Below are 15,429 nucleotides of genomic sequence, written 5' to 3' on the forward strand. Positions count from 1 at the left end.
AGGGCGGAATACCTTGATACCCGTCACTCATCTTCATGGTTCAAATCATTCTTCGGGATGTCCTCCAACAGAGGCCAGCCCTCCGGGTAAGTCTTCTGGTTCAATTGATCTCCAATCCATTCGGAGCCATCTTCCCCATATTCCTTCTTCCAGATCGGCACAATTTGCTTGATCCGTTCAATCACATACTCGTTGGCTTCATAAGCAGCTTTGCGATGAGGCGACGAGACGGCTATGACGACTGCAATATCGGAAATCTCAAGCCTGCCTACCCGATGGGTCACCGCCACTAGCGTGTCCGGCCAGCGCTCTCTTACTTCTTTCCCGATCATTTCGAACTGCTTCACCGCCATGGTCGGATACGCCTCATACTCAAGATAGAGAGTACGCTTCCCATAAGTAAGCTCACGCACGGTGCCCAGGAACAAGGTAATTGCTCCGGCTTCGCGCCGCTTGACCTTATCCGATACTTCTTCGGGTCTGATCGGTTGATCGGTGATGACAAACAAGTTGCTGCTCATAAGACCTCCCTCTCTTCCCTCTGAAATCAAGAAATCACAGTCATCGTGTCTTTCGCTCATAGTCACCGCTCTTGCCGCCCCGTTTTTGCTCCAGATACGTTGGACCCAGTACCATATCCTTATCGATGGCCTTGCACATATCATAGATGGTCAGTCCAACCACCTGGGCAGCCGTCAATGCCTCCATCTCCACCCCGGTCACCCCGGTGGTCTTCACCTTTACCCGGAAAGACAATATTCCTTCTTCAGGAATTTCGAAGGTAATATCGATGCCGGTCAGCGGAAGCGGATGGCACATCGGGATCAGATCCGCTGTTTTCTTCGCAGCCATAATCCCTGCAACCTGTGCCACAGCGAGTACGTCGCCCTTGCCAATCGAGCCCTCCTGAATTCGGCGGAGCGTCTCGGGCTTCATCCGGATTTCGCTTTTGACTACAGCCATCCGCTTGGTTTCGGATTTATCCGACACATCCACCATATGAGCTCTTCCTTGTTCATTGAAATGGGTCAATTTCTCTTGGCTCATTGCATTCATTCCTTTCTCGGCCGCCTTCTTAACCGCCGCTGACCGGAGGCAGCAAGGCCACCGTATCCTTCGCTTCGATCAGGTGATCTTCTTCTACGAACTGTTCGTTCACCGCGATCATAACCTGATCAAGTCTGGCGTAGGGATAACGTGACCTGAACTCCTCGACGAAGGCCGCTACCGTCATCGGGCCAAGCTCCAGCTCAAGAGTTGGCGAGCCGATCTGCTCACCCAGATGAGCAAAGCATAGTATTCTCACAGAATCACCTTCCTGGCATATTGTTCTTCCCTTAGGAGACATAACGCTGATAGATCCTCTTGGCCTCAAGAGGATCTGAGGTTCCATGCACAAGTGCACGGCCATCCTGGAAAAGAACCAGGCGGAAATCCCCTTCCTGAATCTGAATCAGGTATGGATTGGACTTCACCACTGCCTGCAATTGCTTGGCATGATCTGCCACCGCATCCAGATTCAGCGCCTCTTGGCGCGGATACCGCAGCCAGACTGAAGCCCTGCCGCACAGAGTCTCGGCCTTGACTGCACTTTCGCTGTTCAGGTAAGGATAGCTCGGCTGCCCGCCACAGGTTGGACAGGCCTCCTGCCGCGCCCTTCGATTCAGACCAATCGATTGATGCATATTCGACCACAGATCAAACACCGTATAATTCACATTCATTTGCGTCCGGTTCCCGGACAACCATTTAAGCGCCTCCGCCGACTGCATGGCCGCAACCATCTGTACGGACGGGGCAATGATGCCTTCAAGATCACATGAGGCAGATACGGCAGGCATCTTTTTCAACAGGCAGTGCAGGCAAGTAGTCTGTCCGGGAATGAAGCTGCATACAGCTCCATAGCTGCCTGAGCAAGCCCCGTAGATCCATGGAATCTGGAAGCGGTATGCAGCATCATTGATCAGATAGCGAATTGCGAAATGGTCCGTCCCATCCAGAATCAGATCGATGGAATGACGCTCCAGAAGTGAGACTAAGTCAGCAGCATTGCAATCCATTACATGTGCATTTATGGTAATTTCGGAGTTAATCTGCTTCAGACGGCTTGCGGCTGCCACTGCCTTCGGCAATTGCTTGAAAGCGTCCTGCTCTGTGTACAGCGACTGCCGCTGGAGATTGCTCCACTCGACATAATCACGGTCAATGATCGTTATAGTTCCAACTCCTGCACGAGCCAAGGTCTCTGCTGTCCCTGAGCCCAGTGCACCTGCGCCGACGATCAGGACATGCGAATCCTTCAGCTTTTGCTGTCCGGAGAAGCCGATGGGCGCAAAATTCTGTTGTCTGCTATACCGGTCTTGTGACATCGCTGTCCGTCCTCTTCTCTTCTTGAAGTAATTCTAGATACTGCAAGGGTGTATCCACATCTTCTGTGAAGTCCACGCTTAATCCTGCTTCCGTCCAGTCCAGTTCCTTTATTCCCAGCCAATGAATCGAGTCCAGTAATCCGGATAGCCGATATCGTTTGGCTTCAAGCCTTTCAGTAATCAACGGCAGCAGCCGTTTGGGCCGGTAGATGCCATGCAGCATTTGATGCTTGCCGCCCACAACAGGAAGAACTGCGTCATAATCACTGTTAGTTAATAGGGTTAACATCTTCGTTGCAGCCTTGGCGGATAGCTTGGGAATATCACACCCGACCACCCAGGCATAGTCATTGGTTAATGTCGAGAAGGCAGCATGAAATCCGCCGAGCGGACCGGAGCCTTGAAAAATGTCCGGAGTATATATCATATCGGGCTTTGCCCAGCTTGTATAGACCGAAGCGTCGTTAGTTACCACGATCATCTCACCGCAAATCGAGCTCATTTCATGAATCTGACGTTCGATAAAATGCTCTCCTTCATAGGTAAGCAGCGCCTTGTTCAACCCATGCATTCGGGAGTTCTGCCCTCCCGCCAGAATCACTCCGGTTAACATCAGACAGCCCTCCGCTTCAATCCGGATTACCGGCGTTTGCGATAAAGCACATAGCTGCGCTTCAAGTAGGTGATCGGCATGCTGAGCATATGAACCAATCTCGTAAATGGAAACACCGCAAATAGAGATAATCCTAGAATAACATGAATTTTAAAGATTACGGGAACTTCCTTCATCAAAGTATGATCGGGCCGAAATACAAGCACCCCTCGCATCCACGGTCCAATTGTCTCACGGTAATCGAATTCTACACTCCCGCGCATATTGAACAGCGTTGCTGACATCCCAGCGACGACAATCAGCGTCAATAAAATGATCGACAGCATATCGCCAAAGCTGCTGGTTCTCCGCACGCGTGCATTCGTTAATCTGCGGAACACGAGAATAATGCAGCCAACGAGGGTCATCAATCCTGCTACGCTCCCGATCGACATGGCCATCAGGTGATACATATGATCATTTACTCCAAGTGCCGATACCCATGCCTTCGGAATCAGAATACCGCCGATATGTCCGACAAGAACAAGCATAATGCCGATATGAAACAGAATGCTGCCGACCCTTAGCTGTTTCTTCTCCAGAATCTCGCTTGATTTGGCTGTCCAACCGAACTGATCCGTTTGATAGCGGTAATAAAGCCCGACAAGGAAGATGACCAGAATCAGATAGGGGTAAATGACCCATAAAAACTGACTTCCCCAAGTCATAGCGGATTTCTCCTTTCCTGTCCATATCCGGCAGCAGCCCACATCGGACCGCAACCCATAGCCTGTGGCGTACTGCCGCTTCCGGCGAGCTCGGAAACATCAAAGCTGCCTTCTGTCACACCGGATCGGTCTAAGATCAACAGAATCGCATCCAGAACATGCCGATAAGGACTATCAGTCTGGTGAAGCACATCTCTGGTATGCTCCAGCGCCTTGCGGAAGGACACGAGCAGCTCGATGCCGCGATTCTCCTTGGCCACAGCCACATACTCCAGGACAAGCGGTAAATAGTCCGGGAGCTCATCTGTATAAAGAACCATATCCTCTTCCTCATACAGCTGCTTTAGCCGAAGCAATGCAGGACCCCGTTCCCGGTCTTCCCCTAGCTGACTGTAGGTTAGATACAAATTGCTCTTCTTGCTAAAATCAAAAGTCTTCACATAGTTCGATGTAATTGTCTCAGCATCCATCCCGGCGAAGGCTGCCAAGCAGTCTCCAGCAAGCTCCTGGAGGCCCTTGGCCTCCTCCGCTTGTTCGCCTTCAATCCATTGGCACCAATTCACGTACATGTCATCTGATTCATCCTGCCATTCGGCATCGGGGTATTGCAGCAGCTGGGAGAATAGCATCCAGCTGGAGCGTAATGTCATCTCGTTCATTCGCCTCACTCCTTGTCCAGTTTACCGCACTGCTCCCAGGTTAACCGCCGCATGGCCCTGGCCCGCCCATCATGTTCGTAAACCCGCAGGCTCCTTGCTCGGAATAGAGGTCAGAGAATTCTTCGCGGTGGGCTGCCGGAATCACGAAACGATCGTCATACTTGGCAATCGCCAACAAACGGTACATCTCTTCGGTCTCTTTCTCTGTCATTCCGAACTGCGCCAGCAATTCAGCGTCGGTCTCCTTGTTCAGATTCCGCGCACGCATATGGGAACGCATGACGGCCATTTTTTTCAACACGGTCTTGATTACGTCGGTATCGCCTGCTGACAGCAGATTCGCCAAATACTGGACCGGGATTCTCATATCGTCAATGGCAGGGAAAATATCATCCGGCGAAGCAGTTGCCCCTTTGCCTTCTACCATGTTCGTAATCGGGCTAAGCGGCGGTACGTACCATACCATCGGCAAGGTCCGGTATTCCGGGTGAAGCGGAAGCGCGATTTTCCAATCGACCGCCATTTTATAGATCGGCGAACGCTGGGCATATTCAATCCAGTCCTCCGGAATGTTAGCTTCGCGGGCTGCGGCAATCACTTCAGGATCGTTCGGATCAAGGAAAATGCTCAATTGCGATTCGTACAAATCTTGTTCATTCTCCACCGAAGCTGCCTCCTCGACACGATCGGCGTCATAGAACATAACCCCCAGATAACGGATTCTGCCTACGCAGGTCTCCGAGCAGATCGTTGGCAGGCCTTGCTCAATACGCGGGAAACAGAGCGTGCATTTCTCCGCTTTGTTTGTCTGCCAATTGAAGTAGACCTTCTTGTAAGGGCAGCTAGATACGCAGAACCGCCACGAGCGGCAAGCATTCTGGTCTACAAGCACAATTCCGTCTTCCTCGCGCTTGTACATCGCACCCGATGGGCAGCTCGATACACAGGACGGATTAATGCAGTGCTCACAAATTCTTGGCAGATACATCATGAATACCTGTTCGAATTCCATGCGAACAGCTTCTTCGATTCCAGCCATGTTCGGGTCTTCATATCCCGACTCATGCACACCCGCCAGATCGTCTTCCCAGTTCGGACCCCATTCGAGATTCATATATTCGCCGGTAATTTTCGATTTCGGACGCGCTACCGGCTGATGCTTCATTTCCGGGCTTTGCTGCAGCTTCTCGTAATCGTAATCCCACGGCTCATAGTAATCGTCAATCGTCGGCTGGTCCGGATTGTGGAAGATATTCATCAGCCGGTTGGCACGGCTGCCGGAGCGGAGCTCCAGCTTGCCGTTCTTCAACACCCAACCGCCTTTATATTTGTCCTGGTTCTCCCACTGCTTCGGATACCCGATGCCTGGCTTCGTCTCGACGTTGTTGAACCACATATATTCTGCGCCCTTGCGGTTGGTCCAGGTATTCTTGCAGGTTACCGAGCATGTATGACAACCGATACATTTATCCAAGTTCATGACCATTCCGATTTGTGCTTTAATCTTCAAGCCAGTTCACCTCCTCAAGTTTGCGGATCACGACGTACAGATCCCGTTGATTGCCTGTTGGTCCGTAGTAATTGAATCCGTAGCTAAGCTGTGCATATCCGCCAATCATATGAGTTGGCTTCACATGGATACGTGTCGGACTGTTGTGTGTACCGCCTCGCGTTGTGGTGACATCGGTTGCCGGAACGTTGATCGTCCGATCCTGGGCATGGTGCATATAGGCCATTCCCCTAGGCATCCGGTGGGTAACGACTGCCCGGGCAACTACAGCGCCATTCTGATTGAAGCATTCAATCCAATCGTTATCGACCACATCGGCCGCGGCTGCATCATCCTTGTTGATCCAGATGGTCGGGCCGCCGCGGAACAGGGTCAGCATCGGCAACGAATCGAAATACATACTGTGAATTGACCATTTGCTATGCGGCGTCATGAAGTTTAAGACAATTTCTTTGCCTTTCTTGGCCGGACGATTCTTGTTCGTATGGAAAGGAGCATGCTTCATCGTCGGCTTGTAAATCGCCAGGTTCTCGCCGAATTCCGTCAACATTTCGTGATCCAGATAATAATGCTGGCGTCCGGTCAAGGTACGGTAAGGTATCAAGCGCTCCACATTCGTGGTGAACGGCGAGTAGCGTCTTCCATGCTGCTCCGATCCGCTGAACGCCGGGGAGGTAATTACCGTCTTCGGCTGGGTAGTAATCTCGTCGAAGGTAAATCGCTCTTCGATCCGATCCTCCGCCAGATCCTTCAGCTTGAGTGCCGTCTTCTGCTCCAGTGACTCCCAGGCTTTTACGGCCATTTTTCCGTTACTGGTCGTGGACAATGTAAGAATGGCTTCGGCCATATGCCGATCCGTCACCAGCTTCGGACATCCCTCGCTGATTCCAGGCTCATCGACGACGCCGTTCACTTTCTTCATAAGCTCATACTCATTGGCTGCAGACCAGTTGATTCCTTTAATGCCATAGGGCTTATCTTTGATGTTTGGGCCAAGCGCGGTCATCTTCTTGTAGACGGAAGCATAGTCCCGCTCTACCACAACGAATTTCGGCATGGTCTTGCCCGGAATCGCCTCAATTTCACCCTTGCTCCAATCCAGAATCCGCCCGAACGGCTGAGACAGCTCATCCGGTGTATCATGCTGGAGCGGCATCGCTACGATATCGCGCTGCGGTCCGTCGAATTGGCTTTCTGCCATTTGGGAGAAGGTCTTCGCAATCGCCTTGAACGTCTCCCAGTCCGACTTGGACTCCCAGAGCGGCGGCACCGCAGGGTTGAAGGGATGGATAAATGGATGCATATCTGTCGAGGACAGATCGCTCTTCTCATACCAGGTTGCCGCCGGAAGCACGATATCCGAATAGACTGCAGTCCCGGACATCCGGAAGTCGATATCTACCATTAAATCGAGCTTGCCTTCTGCCGCCTGGTCATGCCATTTGATCTCTTCCGGACGCATTGTCTCGGAGTCATCGTTGAGCAGACCGTTATGCGCGCCGAGCAAATATTTCAGGAAGTATTCATGTCCTTTGCCGGAGCTTGAGATCAAGTTGGCGCGCCAGACAAACATCACCTTCGGATGATTGCCCTCCGCATCCGGGTCTTCAATCGCAAACTCCAGATCACGGTTCTTCAGACGTCCTGCTACATAATTCGCGATTGTTTCCGGTGTGTCATGTCCTTTAGCCGCCGCTTCATTCGCCAGATCAATCGAATTCTCGTTGAATTGCGGGTAGGAAGGCAACCAGCCCAGACGTGCAGCCATTACGTTATAATCCGCATAGTGTGCATAACGCGCCTTATCTACAAGCGCTGAGGTATGCCCATCAACCGGGTTGGATTCAAAGCGCCATTGGTTCGTTGCAAAATAGAAGAAGGAAGTCCCGTTTTGTTGGCGCGGCGGCATCGTCCAATCCCGCGCAAAGGCGACATTGGCCCAGCCTTCTGCCGGACGAAGCTTCTCTTGGCCGACATAATGCGCCCAGCCTCCGCCGTTCACGCCTTGGCAGCCCGTCATCAATACCAGGTTAAGCACACTGCGGTAAATGGTATCCGAGTTATACCAGTGGTTAATGCCCGCGCCGACGATAATCATCGATCGTCCCTGGCTGTCTACCGCATTTTGCGCAAATTCGCGGGCGATCTGAATGACGGATTCACGATCCACACCTGTGATCTGCTCTTGCCATGCCGGCGAATATACCGTGTTCGCATCATCGTAGTTACTACCGTTGACGGAATCGACTCCATATTGGGCCAGCATCAGATCGAAGACGCTCGTCACGCGGTAAGATTGTCCGTCTGCCCCCGTAATCGTGCGATACGGAATCGAACTCGAGATAGCCGATTTGTCATCATCATCGAAGTAAGGCAGCTTGAGCTCAACCTGTCCTTCGGCAGTTCCGCGCAGCCCGAGCTGTGGAGAGATTTCTTCACCGGTGAAGGTGTCCACCATTTCAAGGTTCCATTTGCCCTCCTCGCCCCACCGGGAACCGATTGTTCCGTTAGGGATGCGAAGCTCGCCGGTATGCTCATCGATCAGGACCGTTTTCCATTCGGCATTATTCGTATCGATGCCAAGATCCTTGGCTGTCAGGAAGCGGTCCGTCGTATAAGCATCCCCCTGCTCCTGAAGCAGCACCAGGAATGGGAAGTCCGTATATTTCTTCGAATAATCATTAAAGTATGGCGTGCTGTTTTTCACATAGAATTCGTTCAGAATGACATGCCCCATTGCCATCGCAAGCGCTCCATCCGTTCCTTGCTTGGCAGCGAGCCATTTATCCGCGAATCTTACGAATTCCGCATAATCCGGGCTAATCGATACAACCTTGGTACCGCGGTATCTTGCCTCGGTCATAAAATGGGCATCCGGTGTCCGGGTCATGGGCAGATTCGAGCCCCATACGAGCAAATAGCTTGAATTATACCAGTCACTGCTCTCGGGCACGTCAGTCTGATCGCCCCAAATCTGTGGAGATGCAGGCGGAAGATCCGCGTACCAATCATAGAAGCTAAGTAACGGTGAGCCTACGAGCGACAGGAAACGTGAGCCTGCTGCATAGCTGACCATGGACATCGCCGGAATCGGAGAGAACCCGACCACACGGTCAGGACCATTTTTCTTGATCGTATGCAGCATGGATGCGGAGATAATCTCTGTAACCTCATCCCAGGAAGCACGTACCATGCCTCCCTTCCCCCGAGCCGATTTGTAGATTAGCTTTTGTTCGTCATTTTCAACAATCGAGCTCCAGGCAGCGACCGGGTCCTGATGAGTCCGTTTGGCTTCACGCCATAATTGGAGCAGCTTGCCGCGAATATAAGGATATTTCACCCGCAGCGGGCTGTAGAGATACCAGGAGAAGCTCGCCCCACGAGGGCAGCCGCGCGGTTCAAATTCAGGCATGTCGGGTCCGGTTGTCGGATAATCCGTCTGTTGCGTTTCCCAGGTTACAATGCCGTCCTTCACAAATATTTTCCAACTGCATGAACCGGTACAGTTCACGCCGTGTGTTGAACGCACCACTTTATCATGCTGCCAGCGGTCGCGGTACATATGCTCCCAAGAACGATCATCGTTGGATACTTCACTCCAGCCTTCCGCGTTCTTCTCGCGCTTTCGGAAAAACTTTAACTTTTGCAGTAGCGGGTTGGTCTTGTTCATCGTTCCAGCTCCTTGCGCTTATTGATACTTTAATTGTAGGCGCTGGGATCGATCGTGAAGAGGGGGGAACTCCCTCATTCCAAGGTAGGGAATCCCCGTTATATGATTATAAAAGTGATAATGCGAGGTGAAGTGCGGATTTGATTACGGTGGTTTCGTCTTTTAGAGAAAGTATAGGGATTGGGGAATTTGATGTGAATTTGCTAGGAGAAACCGGATTACCCTGTTGCTGTTCATGCTTGTGCCCCTGTTCCCCTATCTCTGCCCAGCTAATCCATAGCCGGATGTTGGACGCTTCACGGAGAAGCTTCTGCTGTTCATCCATTTCGCGAAGCAGAGCAATTTTTGGATAGTGAGCCGACTTGAAGCCCTCTGCAATCAATATATCTACTCTGCCGTACATGCTGCCTGCGATTTCATCCAGTGTCATCGGTGCTTGACTCATCACTCTTGTTGCTGACTTCGAGGTGAGTACGGTCTCTAAAGCACCATGGGACAGATGCCTTCGGCTGTCTGTCCCATCGTCGTCCAACTGGAATTCATGCGCATCATGCTTGGCCGAGCCAACGCGGAGACCGCAGGCTGTGAGCTCGGATATCAGCTTGCAGGCAAGGGTTGTTTTGCCGCTGTTCTTATAACCGATGATCTGCAGTACAGGAACCACGTTCATTGCCCCTGTATCGCTCCAGGCAAGCTTCGAATGCATAAGTTGTACTCCTTTACTATAGAGACTGTCCTATACCCCCAGTTAATGATCCTGCGTATTAGGGGCAACGTGTGAAGTGTGCTTACGATCGCTGTTGTTCACGGATTTCTTTGATTTAGTAAACCATGGCAAGGTAGATATCCGTTCACAAAGGCGAACGCTAACGCTTCTACAGCACACTTCACACTTATGCCTTTTTACGCAGGCACTTAGCTTGTCTTTATAAGGCCTAGTTGCTCGACATGTAAAATACATGGAGTTTCGTACAAGGCCGGACCATCATGAGGCCGGGGTTCATTTCAGGTGCGTATCCTATTTGCATGCCACGGGCAGCGGATTTATTGAGGTACCTATATGGCGTAGCCATGTGCAACCTTGCATTGTAGTTGAAAGGCGAAGTGACATGGGCAAAAGTGTGAAGGGTTGTGAAGAAGCGGAGCGTTCGCCTTTGTGAGCGGATTTCTCCCTTATTAGAACTTAGTCCAATTGAAGAAATCCGCGAACAACAGCGATCGTAGCAACTCTTCACACGTTGCCCCACCTAACTCGCAATTCAAATAGTGCTACGCGCACAATCTTTAGCTCAACTTAGATAGCTCCCGCTTCATGCAAACTTCTTGGATAGCTCTGACGGATCAATTTCATTGAACACGCCGACATAGTAGCTGATTTCCCCCATGTCATTCTGGATGCCGTTGATCGTCAAACGCTGCAAATACATTTCCCCGGTCTGCTTCCTGTTCCAGATGTTCCCGGACCAGACCTTCTTCTCTCTAAGTTCTTTCCACATGGCGTCATAGAACGCTTTGTCATGCTTGCCTGATTTCAGAAACCCTGGTCTCTGGCCGACGGCCTCCTCCGCTGTATACCCCGTAATTGCCGTGAACGCAGGATTGATGGTCTGAATGATCCCTTTCGGATTCGTTACCAGAACTGCTTGCGAGGTTCCATGGACGATTTGCTCCGCCAGCTTCATCCGGTCATTCCAGTACATGTACAATACCAGCAGGATACTGCAGAGGGCAACCATAGCCAGCGACATAAACCCGATCGCATAATGACCTGTCATCGAAAGCAGCAGGGTCAGCATCAATGGCGGGAAGAAGCCTCCCAATCCGCCTACCGCGGAAATAAGCCCATTTGCAATCCCCGAGTGCTTCGAGAAATAAAGCGGGACCAGCTTGAATATCGTACCGTTGCCAAGACCTGCACACAGCCCGATCATCAAGCAGCCGAAAGTAAAGAGCGGAATCGTTGGCGAAAACGCCAAAATAATTGCGCCGATTGTAAGACCCGTAAATACGAACAGCAGAATTTTGAAAGGATTAAACTTGTCGCCGAGCCACCCGCCTACCGGACGCATAAAGGTCGCCAGGGTGACGAAGCCTGCTGTCCGAAGGCCCGCATCCACCTTCTCGATACCAAAGTTATTAACAAGATGATTCGGAAGGAACACGGTAAAAGCTACGAAGGCTCCGAAGGTAATAAAATAAAAGAAACAGACCAGCCACAATTTTTCGTTTTTGTAAATGCCCTTGATTTGCTCGGTAAGGGAAGTCTCCAGCTTGGCTTCCTTCCGGTCGCCGATGAAGAAGTTGGCCAGAATAAACACTCCAAGCAATACCAGATAACACTGCACCGTAGTGCGCCAGCCGAACTGAGACGCCAGGACGGGTGCGAAAAAGGTGCTTAGTGCCGAGCCCAGATTACCCAGGCCGTAAATCCCGTTTACCAGACCATGCTTTTCTTTTGGATAATACTTCGGCAAGGATGTCACCCCGACCGAGAAGGTCGCTCCTGAAATCCCCAGGAACAACCCGCCGATCACCAGGTCCACGAAGCTATTGGCCTGGCTGATATAGAATACGGGAATCAGGAGAATCAGAAAGCTGATGAGAAACATGAAGCGCGCTCCGTATTTATTGGTCCAATACCCGAAGGGAATCCGCAAGATCGAGCCCAATACAACAGGCACGGCTGTGACTAGCGACAGTTGGCCCGGTGTAAGCGGAATTCCTTCTTTAATAAATACAATGAGCGATGATAGAATGCCCCACACTGCAAATCCGAGAATTAGACTCAACGTCTGCAAGGGAAGTATGGCTTTGGATGATGATTTCATGCGCTTCCTCCTTGTAAAGTCAACAGCTATTGACTCTATTATCCCGGGAAGCAGGCATGAAAAAAATTGGGGAATTCCCTCATTTGCTTTCTAGGAAATTCCCCATCTCGTTTTTGTCTATGATGCGTGTTCAAAGAATCAGCTTTTCAGCACCAAGAAGATCATGGATTCCAGATCTGCTCATCCAGTAACAGACGAGTGGGAATCGTAAACCGCACGGATTGCTGTTCAGCTTCCACCGCGATTTCAAGGTCGCACTTCAAGGATTTCAAAAGATCATTAACGGGATCAAATAGATCCTGGGAAAGCGGATCGCCTCCAAAGCACTGAAATTCGATCAGTGTATGCCCCAACTCATCCTGCTCCATCGTAACGGCTGCTGGATGGAAGGACCGCTTGCTATGATTTGCCAATAAATCGAGAATCTCCCCAATCTGTTGCTGCCGAATATGAGACAATCTCGTAATGCGTTGATCGAGCAATTCACAAGTTATTCCATCCGCCCGGAAACCTCGCAGCCGCTGCAAAAGCGGACTCTTCACGTCTGTATTCTCCACCTGCTCCTGCTCATTCGCAGGCTCGAGGACAACGGTGCTGTCATATAGCACGGCCAGCACAGCCGCGCTTTGCTCTACCCGTGCAATCTCCTGCTCGCAAAATACCCGCTCGTGCCGCTGTCCTACAAGAAGCACGCCATAAGATTGCTTCCGCTCAGTCCGCTCCGAATCCACCGAGACGCCTACGGCGGACCGGATCTCTTCCACGAGGAAGATCGGATACTCCAGCATCTCGTCGCGCACCTCCTCGGGATAGGAAGTTACGATATGCGGACGCTTTGTTTGCATGACTTTGCCGGCCATCCCTCTGCCCATACGAACCGTTATTTTACGATAACGCTCCGATTTAGCGCCTAGCGCTATTTTCCAGTAAATATCCCGGTAGTTGACATCCGCGAGAGCAACGGCAACAAAATCCAAGGCCAGTTCCGACTTCAACTGCTGAAGCTCTAGCTGAATTTGCTGCTGGATGGTCAGCGATTGATCGTCCTCCCTAGTCAAAATCAAGCAGCCCCCTTCTGAAGGCGAACTTCATTAATTCTCGCCGATTATTGAGCTGTAGCTTATCCATAATATTCGCTTTATGGTTCTCTACTGTTTTCACGCTGATCGAGAGCAACTCCGCCGCTTCCTTGTTTGTATAGCCTTTGGCGACTAGGGTTAATACCTCTTTTTCACGCTCCGATAAGGTTTCGAAGGTGTCCTGCGGCTCTTTGGAATGCCCATGCAGATAGCCCTCTATGACCTTTTTCGTCGCCGTAGGATGCAAATAGACCAATCCTTGATGAACCTGCTCGATCGCTGTCACCAGCTCCGTTATCGGCGCTGATTTCAGAATGTAACCGGAAGCTCCGGCTTTGAGAGCCCGGAATAAATATTGCTCATCATCATGCATGGTCAGAATAATAACCTTTACCTCTGGCATGGATTGCAGCAATTCACTGGTTGTATACAGGCCGTCACGCCCGTTCGGCATGCTCAAATCCATTAAGACCAGATCGGGATGAAGCTCCAACGACTTCTTGATGCAAGAAATACCGTCCGCAGCCTCCCCGATAACCTTGATTCCCGGCTTCGTATCCAATACGGCGCGAAGTCCGCTGCGAACGACGGCATGATCGTCGACGATTAGCACTTTAATATCCATCGCTGCGCAAATCCTCCTTACGGGCAGAGAGCTTATCCGCTTCAATCGGCACTCTGACCTGAATGGTCGTTCCTTGTCCGGGAACCGATTCAATCTCGAATTCTCCGCCTAATATCTTAACACGTTCTTCCATGCTGTATAAGCCGACGCCCTGCCGCAGCTCCGTTGTCAGTTCAAATCCGACTCCATAGTCGCGGATCAGGAGCTCAGCCGCCTCCGGGAGCAGCTTCAGCCCGACATTCACCACTTCAGTATGCGAATACTTGGCTGCATTCGTCAAGGCTTCCTGCACAATCCGGTACAGGGCGATCTCATGTCCTGCAGGCAGCCGGCCGCTGTCGCCATCAATGGAGAACAGCACTTGAATACCGAATTTCTGTCCATATAATTTTACGTAATTCCGGAGTGCCGCCACAAGCCCGATATCGTCAAGTGCGGATGGCCGCAGCTCTACGGATAAATCCCGGATGTCTTCAATCGTGTGACGGATGGATTCCTGCAGGGAATCCATGGATTCATCGGCTGTTGTGTCCGCCGGTTCCTCCAATTGGCCCTTCAGCACTTCGGTCTGAATTAAAATGCTGTATAGCGACTGGCCAATCCCGTCATGCAGCTCGCGCGAGATACGTTTGCGTTCATTTTCCTGCGCGGACAGAATCGAGTGCGTAATCATTTGCGCAATCCTATGCTGCTCCTCCTGCCTGTTCTTTTCGGCCGCCTGCAGCCGGATGATATTCAACGGTCCAAGTACCGGATCGGTATAATGGGATACACTTGCATTCATGGACTTGGTTATCCCGTCTGATGTTGTAATCAACACTTCGGTATGCTGCGAGGATGGCTCAGTAATAAAGCAATTTTGATAACTGCAACGCTTGTTTAACCCAGGGTAATTGGAGCAATGATTGCAAAAGTTGACGCTCACCGGCTCCTCCGCCCAATGCAGCAGGTGCTTTGCGGTGGGATTCATGCGGATAATATTCAATGTATTGTCCGTTACCAGGACGCCGTCGGGGCTGTGCATGAACACATTCGAGAACAGCTCCTGCTCTGAGCGGAGCTTGCGGCTCTGCCAATAGATAATAAAGAAAAATAACGTGGTAATCATCAATACGAACAGAAAGATGGGCGTGTCGTCCTGCCAGCTGCGATTTTCCTCTTGTAATATGGCGCGAATCGCCAACACAATGATCAAAGTAGTCGTAATGGTAAGTATACCGTTATGTATCATGAATTTGACGAAAGTTTTCGTTCTCTGGGCTGTTGATATCATGGTTCTTCACTCCTCTCGTCCTCGTTCACATGATCCTTTAGCTAATAATATAATTGTGACATATATCACGAACTATGAAAAGCAGGTTTTCCGGTT

At 51.0% G+C, this 15,429-nt stretch carries 14 protein-coding genes; all 14 read right to left on the reverse strand.

Annotated features, from left to right (window positions below; all coding sequences use genetic code 11):
• Positions 1 to 23: 23 nt before the first annotated feature.
• Positions 24 to 521 carry a molybdenum cofactor biosynthesis protein MoaE gene (locus KQJ23_RS16170; RefSeq protein WP_216479951.1) on the reverse strand — a complete coding sequence of 166 codons (498 nt, stop codon included), beginning with the start codon at positions 519 to 521 and terminating at the stop codon, positions 24 to 26.
• 40 nt (positions 522 to 561) lie between these two features.
• Complete coding sequence (gene moaC / locus KQJ23_RS16175; protein WP_216479952.1) at positions 562 to 1,047, reverse strand: cyclic pyranopterin monophosphate synthase MoaC; 486 nt, start codon at positions 1,045 to 1,047, stop codon at positions 562 to 564.
• Between the two features lie 28 nt (positions 1,048 to 1,075).
• Positions 1,076 to 1,306, reverse strand: coding sequence for a molybdopterin converting factor subunit 1 (gene moaD / locus KQJ23_RS23990; RefSeq protein ID WP_216479953.1), 231 nt, complete (start codon positions 1,304 to 1,306; stop codon positions 1,076 to 1,078).
• A 31-nt stretch (positions 1,307 to 1,337) separates the two neighbouring features.
• Positions 1,338 to 2,369, reverse strand: a complete 1,032-nt coding sequence (locus KQJ23_RS16185; protein ID WP_216479954.1) for a ThiF family adenylyltransferase — start codon at positions 2,367 to 2,369, stop codon at positions 1,338 to 1,340.
• On the reverse strand, positions 2,350 to 2,982 hold the full coding sequence (gene mobA / locus KQJ23_RS16190; protein WP_216479955.1) for a molybdenum cofactor guanylyltransferase: 633 nt from the start codon (positions 2,980 to 2,982) through the stop codon (positions 2,350 to 2,352). Before mobA ends, KQJ23_RS16185 begins: the two co-directional genes overlap by 20 nt.
• 26 nt (positions 2,983 to 3,008) lie before the next feature.
• Complete coding sequence (narI, locus tag KQJ23_RS16195) at positions 3,009 to 3,689, reverse strand: respiratory nitrate reductase subunit gamma (protein ID WP_216479956.1); 681 nt, start codon at positions 3,687 to 3,689, stop codon at positions 3,009 to 3,011.
• Positions 3,686 to 4,348 (reverse strand): nitrate reductase molybdenum cofactor assembly chaperone, encoded by a 663-nt coding sequence (gene narJ, locus KQJ23_RS16200; protein ID WP_216479957.1) that lies wholly within the window; start codon positions 4,346 to 4,348, stop codon positions 3,686 to 3,688. Before narJ ends, narI begins: the two co-directional genes overlap by 4 nt.
• Before the next feature lie 40 nt (positions 4,349 to 4,388).
• The gene (gene narH, locus KQJ23_RS16205) at positions 4,389 to 5,858 is read right to left on the reverse strand and encodes a nitrate reductase subunit beta (RefSeq protein WP_216479958.1); all 1,470 of its coding nucleotides are present in this window, start codon (positions 5,856 to 5,858) and stop codon (positions 4,389 to 4,391) included.
• Positions 5,848 to 9,528, reverse strand: a complete 3,681-nt coding sequence (locus KQJ23_RS16210; RefSeq protein ID WP_216479959.1) for a nitrate reductase subunit alpha — start codon at positions 9,526 to 9,528, stop codon at positions 5,848 to 5,850. Before KQJ23_RS16210 ends, narH begins: the two co-directional genes overlap by 11 nt.
• A gap of 106 nt (positions 9,529 to 9,634) precedes the next feature.
• Complete coding sequence (mobB, locus tag KQJ23_RS16215; protein WP_216479960.1) at positions 9,635 to 10,234, reverse strand: molybdopterin-guanine dinucleotide biosynthesis protein B; 600 nt, start codon at positions 10,232 to 10,234, stop codon at positions 9,635 to 9,637.
• Between the two features lie 604 nt (positions 10,235 to 10,838).
• Positions 10,839 to 12,356: an MFS transporter gene (locus tag KQJ23_RS16220; RefSeq protein ID WP_216479961.1), complete on the reverse strand. Its 1,518-nt coding sequence runs from the start codon at positions 12,354 to 12,356 to the stop codon at positions 10,839 to 10,841.
• A 161-nt stretch (positions 12,357 to 12,517) separates the two neighbouring features.
• Positions 12,518 to 13,414, reverse strand: coding sequence for a hypothetical protein (locus tag KQJ23_RS16225; RefSeq protein WP_216479962.1), 897 nt, complete (start codon positions 13,412 to 13,414; stop codon positions 12,518 to 12,520).
• The gene (locus tag KQJ23_RS16230) at positions 13,407 to 14,060 is read right to left on the reverse strand and encodes a response regulator (RefSeq protein WP_216479963.1); all 654 of its coding nucleotides are present in this window, start codon (positions 14,058 to 14,060) and stop codon (positions 13,407 to 13,409) included. The genes KQJ23_RS16225 and KQJ23_RS16230 overlap by 8 nt, the downstream gene beginning before the upstream one ends.
• Positions 14,050 to 15,333, reverse strand: a complete 1,284-nt coding sequence (locus KQJ23_RS16235; protein WP_216479964.1) for a sensor histidine kinase — start codon at positions 15,331 to 15,333, stop codon at positions 14,050 to 14,052. Before KQJ23_RS16235 ends, KQJ23_RS16230 begins: the two co-directional genes overlap by 11 nt.
• Positions 15,334 to 15,429: the final 96 nt, after the last annotated feature.

Source organism: Paenibacillus brevis (assembly GCF_018919145.1).
Classification (GTDB): domain Bacteria; phylum Bacillota; class Bacilli; order Paenibacillales; family Paenibacillaceae; genus Fontibacillus; species Fontibacillus brevis.